Origin of the sequence: Mesorhizobium sp. L48C026A00, from assembly GCF_000502375.1 — a bacterium.
Taxonomy (GTDB): domain Bacteria; phylum Pseudomonadota; class Alphaproteobacteria; order Rhizobiales; family Rhizobiaceae; genus Mesorhizobium; species Mesorhizobium muleiense.
This window is the reverse complement of record NZ_AYWU01000023.1, coordinates 17,515-38,860: the sequence shown is the minus strand read 5'-3', so window position 1 is coordinate 38,860 and position 21,346 is coordinate 17,515. Positions and strand designations below refer to the sequence as shown.

The following is a 21,346-nucleotide window of genomic DNA, read 5'->3' as shown; positions in this document are numbered from 1 at the left end:
TGTCCCTAATCCGCCTCGTCGGCCGATGCGGCGTTGAGCTGGCCGTATTTTTCCTCGCCGATCGAGGCGAGCAGGTCGAGTTGCGTCTCGAGGAAGTCGATGTGACCTTCCTCGTCGGACAACAAATCCTCGAACAGCTTCATCGTCACATAGTCACCTGCTTCGTCACAAATCTCGCGCGACCGTTTGTAGGCAGTGCGCGCGTCATACTCGCCGGCAAGATCCGATTCGAGCACTTCCTTGACATTCTGGCCGATGCGCAGCGGCGCTACCGACTGCAGGTTCGGATGGCCTTCAAGGAAGATGATGCGGGCCACGAGCCGGTCGGCATGGTGCATCTCCTCGATCGATTCCGCGCGTTCCTTCTTTGCCAGCTTGGCGTATCCCCAGTCCTCCAGCAGCCGGAAATGCACCCAGTACTGATTGACTGCTCCAAGTTCCAGAAACAGAGCTTCGTTAAGCCGCTCTATGATCTGTTGTTCGCCTTTCATGGGTTCTGCTCCCGTATTGGACGCGCAGGCCTCTGACGCGATCCAGGTGTGAAACGACGTCCACGCCGCTCGCCTCCGAGCGGGCGTGGTAATTTTCGGTTACCCGAATGATCGTTTCGACCACATTTGGGAAGCAGCCGCAACAGCGACCACGCTTCTGCATGGCATGATAGATCTTCGCCGGCACGATAAGCTGCCAGGGATCCTGATCCAGCAGCCCGACGATCGTCTGCTCAATCTCCTTCTCGGTGATGATGTTGCAATGGCAGATCAGCATTATTTGCTCTGTGTGGCTGACGGCGCGTGCTCGGCGCCATGTGGCTTATTTTCTTAGTGGAGCCTGGACTTTCGGTTCGGGCTCCGGGCATCGACGCCTTACTGAAACACCTTGTCCGGCGCATCGAGGCTGTCCGAGCCCTCGAAGGCTATGGCATTGAGTTTCAGGGTGCCGACGGCGCGTTCGATCGACTTGGTCTGGTCGACCAGCGCGTCGATCGCCGCCTGCACGGTGGCGTTGCCTTGCGTATTGCCTTCGCCGATCTGCTGGTCATAGGCCTCGCCGCCAAGCGCTCGCGCCTTGATGGCTTCCATCTTGGCGACGGTGACATCAAGCTTGTCCGACAGTTCCTTGTCGACCGCCGGATCGGCCTCCTTGACCATGTCGGATACCGACGGTCCTTCGACGACGGTGCCGTCGAGGCGGGTGTAGTTGCCCTTATAGGCGGCGTGAATGCCGACGGCATCGTAGAGATGGGAATCGTAGGTGTTGTCGGAGAAGCAGTCATGCTCCTCTTCCGGGTCGTGCAGCAGCAGGCCGAGCTTCATGCGCTCGCCGGCGAGTTCGCCGTAGGACAGCGAGCCCATGCCGGTGAGGATGGCCGAGACGCCGGCCTTCGGCTCGCCATCGACAAGGTTCTTGCGCGCGGCGCCGCTTTCCTTCCAGTCGTTGACCATGTCCTGCAGATCGGAAACCAGAAGCTCGCTCGCCGACTTCAGGTACTGCGCGCGACGATCGCAATTGCCGCCGGTGCAGTTGGCGAGGTCGTAGTCGGTATAGGGCCGTTCGCCGGCGCCCGGGCCGGTGCCGTGCAGGTCCTGGCCCCACAGCAGGAATTCGATGGCGTGATAACCAGTCGCCACATTGGCCTCGATGCCGCCGGCTTCCTGCAGCGTGCCGGAGAGGAACTCGGGAGTAAGATTGGTGGCGTCGATCTTCTTGCCGTCGATCTCGATCGACTTGTTGGCGATCACATTGGCGGTGTAGAGCGCATTCGCGTCCGACTCGGTGCCGTAGTTCTCGGCGACATAATCGATCAGGCCCTCGTCCAGCGGCCAGGCGTTCACCTTGCCTTCCCAGTCGTCGACGCTGGCGTTGCCGAAGCGATAGACTTCGGTCTGCTGATAGGGAACGCGCGACGCTTTCCAGGCCTCGCGGGCGGCGGTGAGCGTTTCCACCGAAGGCTTGGCGAGCAGCGCGTCGACGGCCTTGCCGAGCGCCTGCGCCGCGGTCAGCGAATCCTCATATTTGGCGAGCGCAATATCGGAATAGGTCTTGATGACCGCCTTGGCATCGGTTTCCGCCTTGGCCGGCAGCACGAATATCGCCGCCGTCAAGGCCACCGTGGCGCCGATCGCTGCAAGCCTGCTGCCATATCGCGCCGTGATCATCGCTCTCATGATTGTCATCTCCCTCGGGAATTCAGTGAAAATGCCGGCGCCAAAGGCGCGTCGGCAGGCAATCGGCGCCAAGGCAGGTCCATGCCATTGAGCGAGATACAGGCCGCGGCATAGCGCGGTTTGCGGAAGAAAGACATCGAAATGCCTCCAATCGAAAGGGTTCAAGGCCCAGACATCAAAGGGATGCGCTTGACGCGCACGCTTCCATAAAGCGATGAAGGTGCCGGAAGTCAACCAATTTCAGACCGAAAAGCCAATTGAAACAACAGTTTAGAATTATTCTAAACTGCAAGTATCAACTTTAGCCGTATTTGCCGCGCCGCCGTCGAACGAACGATTGACAGGCCGCCATTCCGGGTGCGACCCGCAAGGGTGGTCTTGCGGCGGCGTCAGACAATCGCCACTTGGCGAGACGTCCTAGACTTGGATAACGCCTAGGAGAGATGAGGAATTGGGGCTGCGATGAAAAACGGTGTGGTCATTGTCGGTGCGGGTCATGCGGGCGTGCAAGCGGCCGCCAGCCTGCGCGAGGACGGCTACGACGAACCCGTGATCCTCATCAGCGATGAGGACGAACTGCCCTACCACAAGCCGCCGCTGTCGAAGACCTTCATCAAGGATCAGGAGGCCAGACCGCAGCCGCTGCGCGGCGAGGCTTTTTATACCGGCAGCGCGATCGACTACCGGCCGGGCGTCCGCATCGATCGCATCGATGCTGGCGGCCGCAGGCTGGAGCTATCGGATGGCGGCACACTGCCGTTCGACCGGCTGATCCTGGCGACCGGTTCGCGGCCGCGCATGCTGTCGCTGCCGGGTTCGGATTTTTCGGGCGTGGTGTCGCTGCGCTCACTCGCCGACGCGCGCCTGATCCGCGAATTGAGCGCGCAGAGCGAGGATGTCGTCATCCTCGGCGGCGGCTTCATCGGGCTGGAGATCGCCGCGACGCTCACAGCGGCCGGCCGCAAGGTCATCGTGGTCGAGGCGGTCGACCGGCTGCTCGGCCGGGCGGTGGCGCCGATCATCGCGCGCCATGTGCGGCAGCGGCTGGAAGCGACCGGCGTGCGCATTCTCAGCGGCACCACGATTGCACGGCTCGAAGCCGAGAACGGCCATGTCTCGGCGGCAATCACCGCATCCGGCGAGCGGCTGCCGGCGCAGATGGTCATCATCGGCATCGGCGTCGTGCCGAATGTCGAACTGGCGCAAGCCGCCGGCATCACTATCGCCAACGGCATCCGCGTCGACCAGCAGATGCGCACGTCGGTGCCCGAAATCCTCGCCATCGGCGATGCCGCCTCCTACCGGCACTGGCTCACCGGCGGCGATGTGCGGCTGGAATCGCTGCAGAATGCGACCGACCAGGCGCGTCTTGCAGCACGCACCGTTGTCGGCCATGCGGACGCCTTTGCGGCGGTGCCGTGGTTCTGGTCCGATATCGGTGACATCAAGCTGCAGATGGTCGGCCTGATTTCGGGCGGCGACAGCCATGTCGTGCTGGGCGACGTCAACGAGAACCGGTTCTCCATCTACCACTATGCTGGGAATCGTCTGCTCGGCATCGAATCGGTCAACCGGCCTGGCGACCACATGCTTGGCCGCAAGATGCTCGGCGCCGGCTTTTCGCCGACGCCGCAGACGGTTGCGACGGGACCGGACGGATTGAAGGCGGCGCTCGCCGCTTTCCAGCAGGTAGAGCCCGTCCGCGCCGCCGAATAAGGATGTGTTGATGCCGGCGAACGGCGGTTTTCTGCGCTGATCTCCCACAACAAGGGAAGAAAGATCCGCTCAGGCGGCGCGGACCTCGCGGATCGAGCTTTCCAGGATGTCGAGCGCTTCGTTCATGACGCCGTCCTGGATGGTGATTGGCGCGAGGAAGCGGATGACGTTGCCGTAGACGCCGCAGGTGAGCAGGATCAGGCCCTTGTCGAGCGCCTTCAGCCGGACCGCATTGGCGATCTCGGCCGACGGCAGGCCCTTCTTCACATCGTTGAACTCGACAGCGTTCATGAAGCCCGGGCCTCTGATATCGACGATCTCCGGGGTGTCGTCGCGGATCGATTGCAGCCGCTGCTTCAGCCGGTTGCCCAGCGTGTTGGCGCGGTCGCAGAGCTTTTCCTCTTCGATCACGTCGAGCACGGCATGCGCCGCGGCAACGCCGATCGGGCTGCCGCCATAGGTGCCGCCGAGCCCGCCGGGGCTGGGCGCATCCATAATCTCGGCGCGGCCGGTGACCGCCGACAGCGGGAAGCCGCCGGCAAGGCTCTTGGCCATGGTGGTGATGTCGGGCGCCACCTCGTGATGATCCATGGCGAACATCTTTCCGGTGCGGGCAAAACCGGTCTGCACCTCGTCGGCGATCAACAGCATGCCGTACTGGTCGCAGATCTTGCGCAGCGCGGTCATGAAGTCGCGCGGCGCCTCGTAAAATCCGCCCTCGCCCTGCACCGGCTCGACGATGATGGCGGCGACGCGGGCCGGATCGACATCGGCCTTGAACAGCCGGTCGAGCGCGGCCAGCGAATCGGCGACCGTGATCCCATGCAGCGCCACCGGGAACGGCGCGTGGAAAACATCGGCCGGCATGGCGCCGAAGCCGACCTTGTAGGGCACAACCTTGCCGGTCAGCGCCATGCCCATGAAGGTGCGGCCATGGAAGCCGCCGGCAAAGGCAATGACCGCCGGACGGCCGGTTGCGTTGCGGGCGATCTTGATGGCGTTCTCCACCGCTTCGGCACCGGTGGTGACGAAAATCGTCTTCTTGTCGAATTTGCCCGGCAGCAAGCCGTTCAGCCGTTCGGCCAGCCTGACATAGCTCTCATAGGGCACCACCTGGTGGCAGGTATGGGTGAAGCGGTCGAGCTGCGCCTTGACCGCCTCGATCACCTTGGGATGGCGGTGGCCGGTGTTGACGACGGCGATGCCGGACGAGAAATCGATGTAGCGACGGCCCTCGACATCCCAGATTTCCGAGTTCTCGGCGCGGTCGGCATAAATCTGCGTGGTCATGCCGACGCCGCGCGAGATCGACTGGTTCTTGCGTTCGGAGATGGCTGAGTTCTTCATGATGTTCCCTCACCGGGCCGGCGCCCGTTCTCGGTTGGTGGTGGTTCAGATTTGTTCTGGCGTTATTTCATGTTTTCCTCAAGTTGGCACCGTCGCCGGGTCATTGGGCCTGCCGCCGCTAAGGTCGCATTCCTTCGCGACGCGGACAGCTGATTTGACTCACGCAGTCCGCACAAACCCGTCGCTCGCCCTGAGCAAATTGCGCGTATAATCCTTGCTGACGCGGCGCTCGACGAGGTCATCAGCGGTGAGATGCTCGACCGCCTCGCCGTTCTGCATCACCATCAGCCGCTCGCACATATGGGTGATGATGGCGAGGTCGTGGCTGACCATCAGGAAGGTCAGCTTGCGCCGCCGCCGGATGTCTTCCAACAGGTTGAGCACCTCCGCCTGCACGGAAGCGTCGAGCGCCGAGGTCGGCTCGTCGAGCAGCAGGATCGCCGGTTCGAGGATCAGCGCCCGCGCAATCGCCACCCGCTGGCGCTGGCCACCCGACAATTGATGCGAATAGCGGAAGCGGAAGCCGGTGCCGAGCCCGACCTCGTCGAGCGCCCGCTGGATGCGTTTCTCGCCATCGGCAAAGCCGTGGATGGCGAGCGGCTCCTGCAGCAGTCGGTCGACGGTTTGGCGCGGATGCAGCGAGCCGTAGGGGTCCTGGAAGACCATCTGCACCTCGCGATAGAAGGCCTTGTCGCGGCGCTTGCCGAGTTTTTTTCCGTTGACGGTGATGCTGCCCGAAGCGGCCGGCGCGAGGCCGGCGATCGCCCGCAGCAGCGTCGATTTGCCGGAGCCGGATTCGCCGACCAGGCCGAAGGATTCGCCGGATTGCACTTCGAGGCTGATACCCTTCAGCGCGCGAAAGCGGTCGAAGACCACCTCCAGCCTGTCGACAGAAAGTGCTGCCGTCATGCCGCCCACTCCGGCTTGCGGTCGAGCACCGGCAGCGGGTGGCGGTCGGCGCCGATCTTGGGCATGCAGTTGAGCAGGCCGCGCGTATAGGGATGCTGGGCGCGGCCGAGCTCCGACGCCTTGAGCTGCTCGACCACCTTGCCGGCATACATGACGATCACCCGATCGCAGAACGACGAGACCAGGCGCAGATCGTGCGAGATGAAGATCAGGCCCATGCCGCGCTCGCTGACCAGCCTGTCGAGGATGCCGAGCACGTCGAGCTGAACGGTGACGTCGAGCGCCGAGGTCGGCTCGTCGGCGATCATCATCTCCGGCCCGGCAATCAGCATCATGGCGATCATGGCGCGCTGGCCCATGCCGCCCGACACCTCGTGCGGATGCAGGTCGAAGACACGGGCGGGATCGCGGATCTGCACCGCCTCCAGCATGGCGAGCGCCCGGTCGCGGGCCTCCGCCTTGCCGACCTTCTCATGCGTGCGCAGCGTCTCGACAATCTGGCGGCCGATGCTCATCACCGGGTCGAGCGAGTATTTTGGATCCTGGAGGATCATGGCGATGCGCTTGCCGCGCAGCGCCCGGCGGTCGCGGGGCGAGGCCGCGAGCAGGTCGGTGCCGTCGAAGGCAAGTTTCCTGGCCGTGACCTCGGCCTGCGGCGGGGTCACGCCCATGATGGCGCGGCCGGTCTGCGACTTGCCGGAACCGCTCTCGCCGACGATGCCGAGCCGTTCGCGGCCGAGCGAGAAGGAGACGCCGCGCACCGCCTCGATCCGGCCGGTGCGCGTCGGGAAGGTGACGCGCAGATCGTCGACCTCGAGAAGCGTGCTCATTGGTCACCACTGCGGGGGTCGAGCGCGTCGCGCAGGCCGTCGCCGAGCAGGTTGAAGCCGAGGCTGACGAAGAGGATGGCAAAGCCCGGTGCACCGGCCACCCACCATTGGTCGAGCACGAAGCGGCGGCCCGACGCGATCATCGCGCCCCATTCCGGCAGCGGCGGTTGCGCGCCGAGGCCGAGGAAGCCGAGACCGGCGGCGGTCAGGATGATGCCGGCCATGTCGAGCGTCACCCTGACGATCAGCGAGGAGATGCAGAGCGGCATGATGTGGCGCAGCACGATGCGGAACGGCGAGGCGCCCATCAATTGCACCGCCTTGATGTAATCCGAATTGCGCACGGTGAGCGTTTCGGCACGCGCGATACGGGCGTAGGGCGGCCATGAGGTGACGGCGATAGCGAGCACCGCATTCTCGATGCCGGGGCCGAGTGCGGCGACGAAGGCCAGCGCCAGGATCAGCTTCGGAAAGGCGAGAAAGATGTCGGTGATACGCATCAGGATCGCATCGATCCAGCCGCCGGCATAACCGGCGACGGTGCCGACCAGCAGGCCGATAGGAGCGGCGATGACTGCGACGAGAATGACGACGTAAAGCGTCCATCGCGAGCCGAAGATGACGCGCGAAAGGATGTCGCGGCCAAGGTCGTCAGTGCCGAACCAGTGCTCGGCACTTGGCGCCAGCAGCCGCGAGCCCTTGAGGTCGCCGAATGTCGGCGAATAGGGCGCCAGCACATTGGCAAAGGCGGCGACCACCAGCAAAGCGATGATGATGAGCAGGCCGAGAAACGCCAGCCGGTTGGCTGAAAAGCGCCGCCACGCGACATAGGCGCGGCCGAGCCTGGCCTGCATGCGCGACGCCGGCCGCTCGCTGAGCAGCCAGTCGCGGCGGCTCTGGATTGCTTCAGCGCTCATCGTACCTTGGTCCTTGGGTCGAGCACCCGGTAGAGCAGGTCGGACAGGAGATTGATGCCGATGAACACCGAGCCGATGATGATGGTGCCGCCGAGCACGGCGTTCATGTCGGCGTTCTGCAGGGAATTGGTGATGTAGAGGCCGATACCCGGCCAGGAAAACACGGTCTCGGTGAGCACCGAGCCTTCGAGCAGACCGGCATAGGAGAGCGCGATCACGGTGACCATCGGCACGGCGGCGTTGCGCAGCGCGTGGCCCCAGATGATGCGTGTTTCCGACAGGCCCTTGGCGCGCGCCGCGACGATATATTCCTGGGCAAGCTCGTTCAGCATGAACGATCGCGTCATCCGGCTGATATAGGCGAGCGAGAAATAGCCAAGCAGCGAGGCCGGCAGGATGATGTGGCGGAAGGCATCGCGAAACACATCCCACTGTCGCTGCCACAGCGCATCCAGGAGATAAAAGCCGGTGATCGGGGTGAAGGTGTATTCGTAGACGATATCGAGGCGGCCGGGAAAAGCCACCCATTGCAGCCTGGCGTAGAACAGCACGAGCGCCAGCAGTCCCAGCCAGAAGATCGGCACGGAGTAGCCGACCAAGCCGATGATCCGCACGATCTGGTCGATGATGCTGCCGCGCCGGACCGCGGCCAGCACGCCGAGCGGCACACCAAGCAAAGCACCGATCAGCGTTCCCAGCGTCGCCAGCTCGATCGTCGCCGGAAAGGCGCGGCGGATGTCGGTCATCACCGGATTGGTGGTCAGCACCGAGGTGCCGAAATTGCCGTTCAGGGCATTCTTCACATAGATGTAGAACTGCTCGATCAGGGGCAGGTCGAGCCCCATCTCGCGGCGGGTGCGCTCGACGACATTGGCCGGCGCCCGGTCGCCGAGCACCGCCAGCACCGGGTCGATCGGGATGACCCGGCCGATGAAGAAGGTTACCGCGAGAAGTCCGAGATAGGTGGTTATCGCGATGACCAGGAAACGGGCGATCGACGAGGCGACAGCGACAGCACGGGCGCTGCCGCGCCCTGCGGTCGCTTCGCTTTCAACAGTACTCATGCGGCGCGTCCGCCAGCGTCACTCCTTGGAGATCTGGCTGACGAAATTGGTGTCGAAGCTCGGGCCGAGCGCAAAACCCTTGAGGTTCTTGCGCAGGCCGGCGACTTCCAGCTGCTGGTGAACGATGATGAAAGGACTGGTTTCGAGAATCTTCCTCTGCAGATCCTGGTACATTGCGGCGCGCTTGGCCGGATCCTTCTCGAGCAGGGCCGCTTCCGTCTGCTTGGTCAATTCCGGAATATCCCAGGCGTTGCGCCAGGCCAAGGTCTTGGTCTTGCCTTCATCCGAATTGTCGGGGTTGCTGGCGAAGGTCTGGGCGTTGGAGTTCGGATCGAAATAATCCTGGCCCCACTGGCCGATATAGATGTCGTGATTGCGAGCGCGGTATTTGGTCAGCGTCTGCTTGCCGTCGCCGGGAATGATCTCCAGCTTGACGCCGGCCTGGCCGAGCGTCTGCTGGAACGATTCCGCCATGCCGGTCACCGGCTGGGTGTTGCGTACGTCCATGGTGACGCTGAAGCCGTCGGCCAAGCCGGCCTTGGCGAGCAGTTCCTTGGCCTTGGCGAGGTCGAATTTGAACGGATTTTCGTCCAGCTCGCCAAGCACGCCTTTTGGCAGGAAGGTCTGGTGGATCTCGCCGATGCCCTTGAGGATGGTCGAGCTCAAGGCATCATAGTCGACGAGATATTTGAAGGCCTGGCGAACCTCCGGCTTGGCGAGGTTCGGGTTCTTCTGATTGAGGCTGATGTAGAAGACCGTGCCCTTCGGCGCGCTGGTGGTGGTGAGATCGGCGTTCTTGGCGATGGCGTCGAGGTCGTTCGGCTCGAGATTGCGGGCAACATCGATGTCGCCGGCTTCCAGCGCCAGGCGCTGGCCCGAGCTTTCCTTCATGTTGCGGTAGATAACGCGGGCAAGCTTGGCCTTTTCGCCGTGATAATTGTCATTGCGCTCCATGACGACGACCTCGTTGGCCCGCCATTCGCGCAGCTTGAAGGCGCCGGAGCCGGCATAGCCGGTCTTCAGCCAGGCGTTGCCGAAGTCGTTGTCGTATTTGTAGTCATCGCTGGGCGTCACCGCGGCGGCATGCTCCTTGACCAGCTTGCTGTCGACTACCGAGGCGACGGTTGCCGACAGGCAGTTCAGGACGAAGCTCGGCGCATAGGCCTTGTCGACGGTGAACTGGAACGTCGTATCGTCGACGGCCTTGGCCTTCTCGGTGACGTTGTCGCCATTGATGCCGAACTGGCCGATGATGAAGGCCGGGCTCTTGTCGAGCTTGATGGCGCGCTCGAACGAATAGGCGACATCAGCCGCGGTGATCGGATTGCCCGAGGCAAATTTCAGCCCGGACTTGAGCTTGAAAGTGTAGGTCAATCCGTCGTCGGAGACAGTCCAGCTTTCGGCGAGATCGCCCTTGACCTTGGAGGTGTCGGTCAAGTCGAGGCGGACAAGCAGGTCGTAGGTGTTGCCGGTGACCTCGGCGGTCGACAGCTCGAACGCCTCGCCCGGATCCATGGAGATGATGTCGTCGATGGCGAAACCCTCGACCAGCGTGTCGGCCGGCGTGACAGCAAGGGCAGGAGCACCGGCCAGAAGCAGTGCGGACATGGCTGCGCCGGCGAGCAGGACGCGGGAGCGTAGAGCAAACTTTTCCATCATCATTTTTGACTGTTCCCTGTTTTTGTTGACCTGAGTTCCCGGCTCAGGGTTTGGCATTCACTTGACACATCGGCCCGAAAATCGGAATCGATTTTCGGAAAGCACGATGTGTAGTTCAAAGTCTTAGAGCGTCCTTTGCGCGTCCAACGGACGCGCGGCGCTCTAATCGAACGGTGACCCTGAACCGGTCGTCCTGGTGATTTTTATCCAGTTCCGCCTCACCATATCCGGCGGTTTCAGGCGCGGCAACGAGCATTTGCAAAGCTGTTTGTTGGGCCAGGATCAGCCAGACGCCGCCGCCGGAATCGACACCCGCAGTCGCCCTATTTCAACGCGGTGACCAGGTCGGCGTCGGGAAAACAGGTGGCGGCGCGACCGTTCTTCGCCTGCCATTTGCCGATCGACCGGCGCGTCTTGAAACCGGGCAGGCCGTCGGCGCTGCCGACATCGTGGCCATCGGCCTCCAGCGCCCGCTGCAAGTCGGCGATGTCGGACCTGTGGAGCCCGCCGACCGCACCCCAGCGCCCCGAAAAATTGCTGTCGCCGTTGGCGATGCGGTCAGCGCCGTGGCCGATGAACAGGGCGTAGAGATCGCTGGTGTTGTATTGCTTCAGCACGTAGAAATTGGGCGTGACGATGAAGGCTGGACCGCTGCGCCCGGCCGGCATCAGAAGAAAGCCTTCGGCCTTCAATTCGCGCGCCGGGAACGGTCTTGCCGCGATGCGCTTGATGCCCAGATCAGCCCACTCGGAAATCCTCTTGCCCTGGTCCGGGCCTTCGAGCGAACAGGAGACCGCTTCCGGCACCGTCACCTCAAAACCCCAGCCGCGGCCCTTCACCCAGCCATAATGGACGAGGTAGTTGGCGATCGAGGCCAGCGTGTCCGGCACCGAGTTCCAAATGTCGACCCGACCGTCGCCATCGAAGTCGACGGCATGTTTGAGGAACGAACTCGGCATGAACTGCGGCTGGCCGAGTGCGCCGGCCCATGACGATTTCATCGCGCCGACCGGGGCCAGCCCGCGCTCGACGGTCTCGAGCGCTGCCATAAGCTCGGTGCGGAAGAAATCCTTCCTGGTCGCCATGAAGGCCTTGGTCCCCAGCACTTCGAAGGCGTCGTAAGGCATTTTCGCCGCGCCAAAGCCGCTCTCGCGGCCCCAGATCGCCAGCAGCACCTCGCCCGGCACGCCGTAGCGCTTCTCGATCGCAGCAATGGTCCTGGCATTGGCCGCCTTGCGGGTGCGCCCACCAGCGGTCACGGCGCGAACCGTCTTTTCGGCGAAATAGGCGCCGGGCGAACCGAACTCCGCCTGATGCTGCTTTTGCGGCGTCGTCGCCTTTTTGCCCGGCATTACCAGGTCGGGCAGTTTGAGGTTCGGTTTGATGCCGTCGAAGGCGGCGTCGAAGGTTTTTCTGGAGATGCCGTTGGCGTTGGCTTCGGGCCAGATGTCGTTTTTGAGCCAGGCACGGAACTGGGTGTCGAGTTTTGTGGCGGAGGCGGGGGTGGCGAGGAGGAATGCAGTCAGTGCGGCGAGAAAAAAAGCAGCCAATCTGCAAAGTCCGCGTTCTGTCGCGCCCCCCTTCCTCAAAACGCCGTCCGCGAGCGCAGCGCGGCGGCCAGCGTGCCTTCGTCGAGATAGTCGAGTNCGAGGAGGAATGCAGTCAGTGCGGCGAGAAAAAAAGCAGCCAATCTGCAAAGTCCGCGTTCTGTCGCGCCCCCCTCTGTCCTGCCGGACATCTCCCCCACTTGGGGGGAGATTCGCAGCTTTGATTTTGTCGCCAATCTTGCAACATTGAAGACTGGCGAAAACAGGCGCGACAGCCAATCTCCCCCCTCGTGGGGGAGATGTCCGGCAGGACAGAGGGGGGCGCGACGGAATGCAATCATCTCAATAGGCCCCCCTTCCTCAAAACGCCGTCCGCGAGCGCAGCGCGGCGGCCAGCGTGCCTTCGTCGAGATAGTCGAGTTCGCCGCCGACCGGGACGCCATGCGCCAGCCGCGTCACCTTGATATCGAAGCCGGACAATTGATCGGTGAGATAATGCGCGGTGGTCTGACCCTCGACGGTGGCGTTGACGGCAAGGATCACCTCCTTGACCTCGCCGCCGGCGACGCGGTCGACCAGCGAGCGGATGTTGAGCTGCTCGGGGCCGATGCCGTCGAGCGGCGACAGCGAGCCGCCGAGCACGTGATAGCGGACATTCATGGCGGCCGCCCGCTCCAGCGCCCACAGGTCGGCCACGTCCTCGACGACGATGAGCGTGCCGGCGTCGCGGCGCGGATCGGTGCAGATCATGCAGGGGTCGGACGTATCGACATTGCCGCAGGTCGAGCAGATGCGCACCTTGTCGACCGCCTCGCTCATGGCGGCGGCGAGCGGCGACAGCAACTGCTCCTTCTTCTTGATGAGGTGAAGCGCTGCCCGCCTGGCCGAACGGGGCCCAAGCCCCGGCACCTTGGCCAGGAGTTGGATCAGGCGTTCGATCTCGGGACCGGCGATTCGCTTCGACATCGCATCGGTTTAGGATTTTTCAACGGGTTTTGGAACACCGCAGCGGCGCGGCTGTTGCGAACAATCGCTGAGGTTTGCGCTGCCTACGTCGACTATCAAGAGCTCAGTAGGCTTCCAGCGGCCTGCCCTGGCCGGCGATCATCGCACCGATGGCATCGGTGTTCTCGGGTGTCGATTCAAACGACATCGTCGGCTCGGCCGACGCCGCCGGGAATGACGTGACCGGTTGCGCACCGGCGGTTCCGCCGAAACGGGCGGCGTCCGGCTCCTGCATCGCCACAAAGGTCACCTTCTCCGGCGTTGCCTTCCCTGGAACAGCCTTTGCCGGTTGCGATGCGACTGCAGTCACATAGGTTGCCTTGGTCGCCGTTAACTTGCCGGCCGGCGCCGCAGAGGCCATGAGCGTCACCGGTGCGGCGCGCGACCGCCGCGGCGTCGCCTGCGCCACCGCGACGGTTGGCTCGTCCGGCAACGGTTTCCAGTTCCGGCCGCGCTTTTCGTAGAAGGCGTTGCCGCCGGCGACCATGGTGTAGTGCATGTTCTTGTAGGGGAAACGCAGGCCGGCGGTGTGAAAGAACATCGAGTTCTTCAGCTTGGCCTTGCGCTCGCCCTTGAGCACCGCCTCGGCGGCTTCCTCGACATCGGGCATCGCCTTCGAATTCATCGGCCGTGTCATCACGCCCGGCGCGAACTGGCCACGCTCGCCGACCACCTGGCAGATGGTGTTGCCGTGCTTGCCGGAGCGCAGCCGGTTCATCACCACCGTGCCGACGGCAATCATGCCGTCGCGGCTCGACCGGTTGGATTCGAAGAACATCGCGCGCTGGAGGCACTCCTTGTCCTTCGCTGTGTGATTGTAGGGCCGGGACCTGACGGTATCGGTCAGGCTGGCCACGGACAGACCGTGCGTGGTCTGACTGCAGGCGGCCAAAAACAGCGGAGAGGTGATGACGCCGAGCAGCAACGGCGTCTTCCATCGGGTCACGATCAAAGATATCCCCTCATTCTGTCGCCAGCCCGCCCCTGGTTGCGGCAAGAATGAGACACTTTCGGGCAAAAAGATGGCTAAAGCGTTATTAAGTGAGCAGAGTTGCCGAATGGACACAGCTGGCCGGCAGGTGGGCGTTGATCGCTGCGCTCTTCGGCCACCTGTGACGGCATGGCCTTCGAGTGTCGCAGCTTCGCAGCGGCCGGCCGGGCCAAAGCCATGGTCTCGCTCGACCGGCATACAGCCTCTTAGAACGGCAGCTTCATTCCCGGCGGTATCGGCAGTCCTGCGGTCAGTGCCTGGGTCTTTTCCTGCATCATCTGTTCGACCTTGGCCCTGGCGTCATTGTGGGCGGCGAGAAGCAGATCCTCCAGAATCTCGACCTCGTCCTCCTTGAACAGCGACGGGTCGATTTTCAGGGACTTCATCTCGAATTTGCCGGTCAGCGTCACGCTGACAAGGCCGCCGCCGGCCTGTCCGGTGGCTTCCAACGTGGCGATCTCGTCCTGCATGGCCTGGAACTTGGCCTGCATTTCTTTCGCCTTGCCCATCAGGCCGAGAAGATCTTTCATCGCGTGGTCCTCTACGATTGATTTGTTTCTTTTTTAAGCATGATCGTCTCCGAAAACCGGCTCCCATTTTTTTGCTTCGCTGACCTTCGGTTGCTCAGGTTTCGTCTTCGTCGGTGGCCGGCTCGATCGGAACCTCGGCCTCCACCGCATCGGCTTCCGGTGCGTCGGGAATGCGCACGTCGATGATCTTGGCGCCGGGAAAACGCGCCAGGATGGCGGCCACGGTCGGGTCGCTCTTGGCATCAAGGAGGGCGTTTTCGCGCTTGGTCGATTCCATCTCGGCCAGCGTCTGGCCGCCCGCTTCCTTCGACAGCGACACCAGCCAGCTGCGTCCGGTCCAGGCGCGCAATTTGGCGGTCAGATCGTTGAGCAGCATCTTCGGCGCGTCGTCGGTCAGGCTGACGTCGATGCGGCCCGGCTCGATGCGCACCAGGCGCACGCAGCGCTTGACCAGCACCTTGAAGGCGATGTCGCGCTGGGCGTCGGCAAGGGCGATGATGTCGGCCAGCGATTTCACCGGCACCGGCGGCGCATCGGCGACCGGCTCCGGCGCCGGAACGAAAGGCGCAGGCATCGGCTCGGGTTCGACCAGCCGCATGGTCTGGGCGCCGCCATTGGCCGCCGGCATCCGCGTCTGCGCCACGCTGGCGCCGCCATTACCGGGATTTGCTGGGCCGGGATTTGCCGGGCCGGGATTTGCGGCGGCAGAGGTTGCGGGTGCACCATTCGCGCGTGGCGCGCCATTCGGCACCGACGCTGCGCCCTCCAGCGATTTCAGCGCCTCGTCCAGTGTCGGCAAGTCGGCGGCATGCGCCAGCCGGATCAGCACCATTTCGGCGGCGCTGACCGGCCGGTTGGAGGACTGCACCTCGGGAATGCCTTTCAACAGCATCTGCCAGGTCCGCGACAGCACCCTGACCGACAGCGCCTTGGCGAAATCGGCGCCGCGCCGTCGCTCGTCCTCTGACAGCGAGGCGTCCTCGAGGGCTGTCGGCACAAAGCGCAGCCGGGTGACGACATGGTTGAACTCGGCCAGGTCGGTCAGCACAGCGGCCGGATCGGCGCCGGTGTCGTACTGGTTGCGGAATTCGGCCAGTGCGGCCGCCACATCGCCCTTCATCACATGTTCGAACAGGTCGACGATGCGGGCGCGGTCGGCCAGCCCGAGCATGGCGCGCACCGCTTCGGCGCTGACCGCGCCGCTGCCATGGGCGATCGCCTGGTCGAGAATGGACAGCGAATCGCGCGCCGAGCCCTCGGCCGCACGGGCGATCATCGCCAGCGCGTCGTCATCGACCGCGATGCCTTCTTTTCCGGCGATCGAGGAGAGGTGCGCGACCAACGTGCCGGCATCGATACGCCTGAGATCGAAGCGCTGGCAGCGCGACAGAACGGTGATCGGAACTTTTCTGATTTCGGTGGTGGCGAAGATGAATTTGACGTGCGGCGGCGGCTCTTCCAGCGTCTTCAGCAGGCCGTTGAAGGCCTGCGTCGAGAGCATGTGCACTTCGTCGATGATATAGACCTTGTAGCGCGCCGACACCGGCGCGTAACGCACGCGCTCGATGATGTCCCTGATGTCGTCGATGCCGGTGTGCGAGGCGGCGTCCATCTCGATGACGTCGACATGGCGGCCTTCCATGATCGCCTGGCAATGCTCGCCCGGCACGGCAAGATCGACCGAAGGCTGGTCGACGGTCGATGTTTTGTAGTTCAGGGCCCGCGCGAGTATGCGCGCCGTCGTCGTCTTGCCGACACCGCGCACGCCGGTCAGCATCCAGGCCTGGGCGATGCGGCCGGTGGCGAAAGCGTTGGTGAGGGTGCGGACCATCGGCTCCTGGCCGATCAGTTCGGAGAAATTGGCAGGACGGTATTTGCGCGCCAGAACGCGATAGGCGGCGGCTTTTTCCGTTCCCGAATTTCCGGCTTCGCTCATTCGCCCGTAAAGCTCCAAGGGCCGCGGCTCAAGGCGGCCGATTCCTGCGCATAGTTTCGCCCGCAGGGCTTGGCGCCGTCAATGTCGCGGGAGAAAGGCGAAGAGGTGGGAGGCTGGAACAATGACCCGTTCCGGGCTCGTTAGGGCTGCTTCCTTCCAGACCTGACCCGGTTGGCGAGTGGACCGTCCACCACCAACCTCCCGCTTTCCATATCGGCAATCCGGCGATGAAATGCAAGGGCGCAGTGACAGGCGGCGAAACCAGAAAATAAAAAAACCGCCTCGGAGGCGGATCGCTGGCGCGAATAAGCACCATGCTGAAACTACTGGCATAGCGGCCGGCACAAAGCAAGAACAGATGAACGAAAGCCATGGCCGGCAGACCAGAGGGGGCGAGATGGTGACTTCATTCCAGCCCAAAGTCTTGGCAGGCCATACCCTGAGTCCTTCGCCGGACCATCATCGCCACGATAGGCCTTGATTCGCTTGCCGCCCTCTTGCGGGCTAACGGCCGCCGCTCTAGCGTCCATGGAGTAAAAAAATACTACAAAAGTGAAGGAAACGCCGATGTCGCCGGGCCTCGAGGCCGGATTCACGCTGGATGCTCGTCTGGAGGCCGACAGCGAGCAGTTGATGTGGCTCGGCCTGTGCGAGTTGCGCGTGATGAACGACCGCCGCTGGCCGTGGCTGCTTCTGGTGCCGCAGCGGCCGGGCGCGGAGGAAATCCATGATTTGACGCCGCTCGACCAGGCGATGCTGACCTTCGAGACCAATATGGTGGCGCAGGCGCTGAAAAGCGTGACCGGCTGCACCAAGATAAACAGCGGTGCACTTGGCAACATCGTCCGCCAGTTGCATGTCCATGTCATCGCGCGGTCGGAAGGCGATCCCGGCTGGCCGGGCCCGGTGTGGGGGCACGGTATGCGCGAGCCCTACGAGCGCTCGGACCTCCGCCGGTTTGCGCAGAAGATAAAGGCGGCGCTATAAGCCTGTCCCGTGTCCATCCTGAAGTTGAGTCTCGATGAGCTTCCGCCTGTTTGACGCGCCCTTGCGCGAGCCGAGCCAGTTCGTCGGCTTTGCCGGCAACATGATCGACCGGCAATCGGAAAACCGCGCCGACGATTCCGTCGAAAAGGCGCTCGCCGATCCTTCAGCCAGGCTTTTGCTGATGCATGGCGGGCGGCTCTACCTGAAGCTCATTGGTGGCGGCTTCGACCCCTGGTTCGGCGCCGAGGAAAGCCGGCCGCTCGAGGCGTCGCTCGACCGTGGCGTCCTGCTCGGTTTTTCCGACAGCGGCCCGGTGCTCGCCGTACCGGCCGGCATCGACCCCGAACAGCTGCCCGATACGATCAAGGCTATCGACTATCGCTCGGTCTACATGCAGGGGCTGATCGACGAGGCGGCGGCCGGCGCGATGGCGCAAGGAGCAGCGCTGCTCGCCTGGCATGCCAGCCACCGCTTCTGCAGCAAATGCGGCGCTGAAGCCGCGATGCGGGCCGGCGGCTACAAGCGGCTTTGCCCGGCCTGCGCCACCGAGCATTTTCCGCGAACCGACCCGGTGGCGATCATGCTGACGGCGACGCGTGAAAAATGCCTGCTCGGCCGCGGCCGGCATTTCGCGCCCGGCATGTATTCGGCGCTTGCCGGCTTCATCGAGCCGGGCGAGACGATCGAGGCGGCGGTGCGCCGTGAAACGCTGGAGGAAGCCGGTATCCGGCTTGGCCGCGTCGTCTATCACGCCAGCCAGCCCTGGCCGTTTCCCTATTCGCTGATGATCGGCTGCTTCGGCGAGCCGCTCAACGACGACATCCAGGCCGACCTCAACGAGTTGGAAGACTGCCGCTGGTTCTTTCGCGACGAGGTGCTGTCGATGCTGGCCCGCGAGCATCCGGGCGGCTTGGTCACGCCGCCGAAGGGGGCGATCGCCTCCAACCTCATCCGCGCCTGGGCCGACAGCGCATAGCCTGCAGGGGAAGCAAAAATGATCCGTCATACAGTGGTGTTCAGGCTGAAGCACAAGGAGAACTCGGCCGAGGAGGCAAAATTTCTGGCAGACGCCAAAATACTGGCGGCGATACCGGGCGTCGAGAAATTCGAGCAGTTGCGGCAGGTCAGCCCGAAGAACGATTATCGCTTCGGCTTCTCGATGGAGTTCGCCGACCAGGCTGCCTATTCCGGCTACAACGACCATCCCGACCACGTCGCCTTCGTCCGCGACCGATGGATCCCGTAAGTCGCGGCGTTTTTGGAGATCGACTACGCGCCGCTGAGTTAAGTTGGTGACTTGCCGGTGAAAACCGCCAGTTGAGCGGCGAAAGAACGCTTGTAGGCGGGCCGGGCTTCGCCGCGGGCGACATAGGCGGAGAGGTTCGGATATTCGTCCAGTATACCCGACCCGCTCAACCTTAGCAGCACGTGCACCATCATCAGGTCCCCGGCGCTGAACGCGCCATCGAGCCAGTCGGCATCGCCAAGACGACCGGAAAGCTCGCCCAGCCGGTCACGGATGCGATCTTCGACCATAGGCAGGCGCTGTTCGTGCCAGGTCTCGTCGCGCTCCAGGAGCACGGCGGTTTGGCGTTCAAGGATCGGCGGCTCCACGGTGTTTAGCGCGGCAAACATCCATGAGATTGCGCGCGCCCTGGCATTCGCCTCGTCTGGCAGCAGGCCCGCATGGCGCTCGGCGATATGGAACACGATCGCCCCCGACTCGAACAGCGCGAGATCGCCTTCTTCAAAGGTCGGAATCTGCCCGAAAGGATGAAGCGCGAGATGCGCGGATTCCTTCATCGCCTTGAACGAAACAAGACGAACCCTGTAGGGCTGGCCGACTTCTTCAAGCGCCCAGCGAACGCGCATGTCACGCGCCAGTCCCCTGCCGCGATCGGGCGACTGTTCAAAGGCAGTGATGGTGGGGGTCATGGGCAGGCCTTCATCTCGTCGTCTCCCTTCTTCGATTGCGGCAAGCAAAGGACGAATGTCGCGCCGGAATTCCGACATCTGCGAATTGTTTTTCAATCGCTCATGACCGCCGCCACGGAGGCACGTAGCGCTCCGGCGAAGTCGGGATGGTCATAGAGGTCGTTGTGGCCAGCCGCTATGGCGATGTGGCTGCGCAGGTCGCGGGCAGCCTCGCGCAGGGGCGCCGAACGCGCCGCAGGTACGATGGTGTCGTTCTCGGCGGTGATGACGGCCGTGGGCACATCGAGGTCGCGCAGAGATTCCGCTGCCTCCATGCGGTGCCGCAGCAAGAGGCGCACCGGCAGCCAGGGATAGTGGTGAGCGGCGAGTTCTCTCAGCGAATCGAAGGGGGTCACCATGACGATGCCGCGCAACGGCCGGGACGTCGCCAGATCGGCCGCAACCGCAGCGCCGATGCTAAGGCCGATGGCGAGGATGCCTGCTTTGGCATCGCTGGCCAGCTGGTCATGGGCGCGTCGGGCGTCCTCGAGCAGGGCGGCGGCCGATGGGCTGCCGCTGCTCGGCGCATAGCCACGGTAGTGCAGCGCAGCGACCTCATGGTCGGGAAATAGCTGGTGCAGCATGAAGGCAAGTGCGTCGGCGTTCCAGGCGTTGCCGGCGAACCCCAGCAGCAGGGGGCGCGGCTCGGCCGGCGCCTGCCTTGCCGGCAGGCGGACCAGAACGACGCGCTCGCCATCCTCAGTCGCCAGTTCGACATGGCGTGCCCCAGCCGGCAGATCGGGTCCGAAAGCCGCAAGGCCGGCCGGAAAGATCAGCCAGGACTGGAGCACATAAACGACCGCAACAATCACCGCATACAATCCAGCGACCGCGAGCGTCAGTTTCAGAAGCCACATCGCAGCAATGTCGCCCGATGCTCGTCACCTGGCAAGGCGCTGAGCTAGTCCGCCACCTTCCACTGCTCACGCGACTGGCTGGCCGGGTAGACGCCCAGAATCCGCATTTCGCGCGAGAAGAAGGCAAGCTCGTCGAGCGCCAGTTTTACCAGCGGATCGTCGGGATGGCCCTCGATATCAGCGTAGAACAGGGTCGCGGTGAACGCGCCGAGCTGGTAACTCTCGAGCTTTGTCATGTTGATGCCGTTGGTGGCGAAGCCGCCCATCGCCTTGTAGAGCGCGGCCGGCACGTTGCGGACGCGGAAGATGAACGTCGTCATCATCCTGGCATCGGCCGAGGGACGTTCGGCCCACTGCCTGTTCCTGGTCAGCACGACGAAGCGGGTGACGTTGCTGTCGGTGTCCTCGACATTCTGCTCGATGATGTCGAGCCCATAGAGCGTCGAGGCCAGAGCCGGCGCCAGCGCCGCCATGGTGCGGTCCTTCAGCTCTGCGACCAGCTTGGCGGCGCCCGCCGTGTCGCCGGCGACCACCGGCTTCCAGCCGTTCTTGCGGATATATTTGCGGCACTGGCCGAGCGCATGGATGTGGCTGTGCACGGTCTTGATCTGGTCGCGCCTGACGCCCGGCAGAACCATCAGCTGGAAATGGATCGGCAGGAAATATTCGCCGACGATGTGCAGCTTCGATTCCGGCAGGAGATGGTGGATGTCGGCGACGCGCCCGGCAATCGTGTTCTCGATCGGGATCATGGCGAGGTCGGCCTTGCCGGTCTCGACCGCGTTGAAAGCATCCTCGAAGGTCGGACACGGCAACGGCTCCATATCAGGGAACATGTTGCGGCAGGCGGTGTCGGAATTGGCGCCCGGCTCGCCCTGGAAGGCTATTCTGTTGGTTTTTTCAGGCATG

At 63.6% G+C, this 21,346-nt stretch carries 21 protein-coding genes and 1 other RNA gene; 4 read left to right on the top strand and 18 right to left on the bottom strand.

The window, feature by feature from the left end:
* Positions 1 to 5: 5 nt before the first annotated feature.
* The 3 genes from bfr to X738_RS71120 all read right to left on the bottom strand — a co-directional run bounded on the left by bfr (position 6) and on the right by X738_RS71120 (position 2,159).
* Positions 6 to 491: a bacterioferritin gene (gene bfr / locus X738_RS71130; protein ID WP_023802097.1), complete on the bottom strand. Its 486-nt coding sequence runs from the start codon at positions 489 to 491 to the stop codon at positions 6 to 8.
* Positions 457 to 768 (bottom strand): (2Fe-2S)-binding protein, encoded by a 312-nt coding sequence (locus tag X738_RS71125; protein WP_023802096.1) that lies wholly within the window; start codon positions 766 to 768, stop codon positions 457 to 459. Before X738_RS71125 ends, bfr begins: the two co-directional genes overlap by 35 nt.
* A 98-nt stretch (positions 769 to 866) precedes the next feature.
* Positions 867 to 2,159, bottom strand: a complete 1,293-nt coding sequence (locus X738_RS71120; protein WP_051407929.1) for an imelysin family protein — start codon at positions 2,157 to 2,159, stop codon at positions 867 to 869.
* A gap of 471 nt (positions 2,160 to 2,630) precedes the next feature.
* On the opposite strand from X738_RS71120, the gene X738_RS71115 reads away from it, so the two are divergent.
* Positions 2,631 to 3,884 (top strand): NAD(P)/FAD-dependent oxidoreductase, encoded by a 1,254-nt coding sequence (locus X738_RS71115; RefSeq protein WP_023802094.1) that lies wholly within the window; start codon positions 2,631 to 2,633, stop codon positions 3,882 to 3,884.
* Positions 3,885 to 3,953: 69 nt separating this feature from the next.
* Here the strand turns inward: X738_RS71115 and X738_RS71110 are convergent, their stop codons facing one another.
* From X738_RS71110 to ffs, 12 genes are all read right to left on the bottom strand, one after another.
* A complete protein-coding gene (locus X738_RS71110; protein WP_023802093.1) occupies positions 3,954 to 5,231 on the bottom strand; it encodes a 4-aminobutyrate--2-oxoglutarate transaminase in 1,278 nt (425 codons plus the stop codon).
* A 159-nt stretch (positions 5,232 to 5,390) separates the two neighbouring features.
* Complete coding sequence (locus X738_RS71105; protein ID WP_023802092.1) at positions 5,391 to 6,140, bottom strand: ABC transporter ATP-binding protein; 750 nt, start codon at positions 6,138 to 6,140, stop codon at positions 5,391 to 5,393.
* On the bottom strand, positions 6,137 to 6,970 hold the full coding sequence (locus tag X738_RS71100; protein ID WP_023802091.1) for an ABC transporter ATP-binding protein: 834 nt from the start codon (positions 6,968 to 6,970) through the stop codon (positions 6,137 to 6,139). Before X738_RS71100 ends, X738_RS71105 begins: the two co-directional genes overlap by 4 nt.
* Positions 6,967 to 7,887, bottom strand: coding sequence for a nickel transporter permease (gene nikC / locus X738_RS71095; RefSeq protein WP_023802090.1), 921 nt, complete (start codon positions 7,885 to 7,887; stop codon positions 6,967 to 6,969). The genes X738_RS71100 and nikC overlap by 4 nt, the downstream gene beginning before the upstream one ends.
* On the bottom strand, positions 7,884 to 8,951 hold the full coding sequence (locus X738_RS71090; protein WP_023802089.1) for an ABC transporter permease: 1,068 nt from the start codon (positions 8,949 to 8,951) through the stop codon (positions 7,884 to 7,886). Before X738_RS71090 ends, nikC begins: the two co-directional genes overlap by 4 nt.
* A gap of 18 nt (positions 8,952 to 8,969) precedes the next feature.
* A complete protein-coding gene (locus tag X738_RS71085; protein WP_023802088.1) occupies positions 8,970 to 10,613 on the bottom strand; it encodes an ABC transporter substrate-binding protein in 1,644 nt (547 codons plus the stop codon).
* A 320-nt stretch (positions 10,614 to 10,933) separates the two neighbouring features.
* A complete protein-coding gene (locus X738_RS71080) occupies positions 10,934 to 12,160 on the bottom strand; it encodes a lytic murein transglycosylase (RefSeq protein WP_023802087.1) in 1,227 nt (408 codons plus the stop codon).
* 357 nt (positions 12,161 to 12,517) lie between these two features.
* Positions 12,518 to 13,123: a recombination mediator RecR gene (recR, locus tag X738_RS71075; protein ID WP_023802085.1), complete on the bottom strand. Its 606-nt coding sequence runs from the start codon at positions 13,121 to 13,123 to the stop codon at positions 12,518 to 12,520.
* Positions 13,124 to 13,226: 103 nt separating this feature from the next.
* Positions 13,227 to 14,114, bottom strand: a complete 888-nt coding sequence (locus tag X738_RS71070) for a cell wall hydrolase (RefSeq protein ID WP_023802084.1) — start codon at positions 14,112 to 14,114, stop codon at positions 13,227 to 13,229.
* A 245-nt stretch (positions 14,115 to 14,359) separates the two neighbouring features.
* Positions 14,360 to 14,683: a YbaB/EbfC family nucleoid-associated protein gene (locus X738_RS71065; protein WP_023802083.1), complete on the bottom strand. Its 324-nt coding sequence runs from the start codon at positions 14,681 to 14,683 to the stop codon at positions 14,360 to 14,362.
* Positions 14,684 to 14,777: 94 nt separating this feature from the next.
* Positions 14,778 to 16,619 carry a DNA polymerase III subunit gamma/tau gene (locus tag X738_RS71060; protein ID WP_023802082.1) on the bottom strand — a complete coding sequence of 614 codons (1,842 nt, stop codon included), beginning with the start codon at positions 16,617 to 16,619 and terminating at the stop codon, positions 14,778 to 14,780.
* 105 nt (positions 16,620 to 16,724) lie between these two features.
* Positions 16,725 to 16,821, bottom strand: an RNA gene (gene ffs / locus X738_RS81830) — signal recognition particle sRNA small type.
* 365 nt (positions 16,822 to 17,186) lie between these two features.
* On the opposite strand from ffs, the gene X738_RS71055 reads away from it, so the two are divergent.
* Genes X738_RS71055 through X738_RS71045 form a run of 3 tightly spaced genes read left to right on the top strand, consistent with a single transcriptional unit; the run spans position 17,187 to position 18,852 of the window.
* Positions 17,187 to 17,606 (top strand): HIT domain-containing protein, encoded by a 420-nt coding sequence (locus tag X738_RS71055; RefSeq protein ID WP_023802081.1) that lies wholly within the window; start codon positions 17,187 to 17,189, stop codon positions 17,604 to 17,606.
* Between the two features lie 34 nt (positions 17,607 to 17,640).
* The gene (gene nudC, locus X738_RS71050) at positions 17,641 to 18,582 is read left to right on the top strand and encodes an NAD(+) diphosphatase (RefSeq protein WP_023802080.1); all 942 of its coding nucleotides are present in this window, start codon (positions 17,641 to 17,643) and stop codon (positions 18,580 to 18,582) included.
* Positions 18,583 to 18,600: 18 nt separating this feature from the next.
* The gene (locus tag X738_RS71045) at positions 18,601 to 18,852 is read left to right on the top strand and encodes a Dabb family protein (protein WP_051407924.1); all 252 of its coding nucleotides are present in this window, start codon (positions 18,601 to 18,603) and stop codon (positions 18,850 to 18,852) included.
* A gap of 38 nt (positions 18,853 to 18,890) precedes the next feature.
* Here the strand turns inward: X738_RS71045 and X738_RS71040 are convergent, their stop codons facing one another.
* From X738_RS71040 to X738_RS71030, 3 genes are all read right to left on the bottom strand, one after another.
* Positions 18,891 to 19,541, bottom strand: a complete 651-nt coding sequence (locus X738_RS71040; RefSeq protein WP_023802079.1) for a glutathione S-transferase family protein — start codon at positions 19,539 to 19,541, stop codon at positions 18,891 to 18,893.
* Between the two features lie 92 nt (positions 19,542 to 19,633).
* Positions 19,634 to 20,437, bottom strand: coding sequence for an alpha/beta hydrolase (locus tag X738_RS81140; protein ID WP_051407923.1), 804 nt, complete (start codon positions 20,435 to 20,437; stop codon positions 19,634 to 19,636).
* 44 nt (positions 20,438 to 20,481) lie between these two features.
* Positions 20,482 to 21,345 carry a prephenate dehydratase gene (locus X738_RS71030; protein WP_023802077.1) on the bottom strand — a complete coding sequence of 288 codons (864 nt, stop codon included), beginning with the start codon at positions 21,343 to 21,345 and terminating at the stop codon, positions 20,482 to 20,484.
* Position 21,346: the final 1 nt, after the last annotated feature.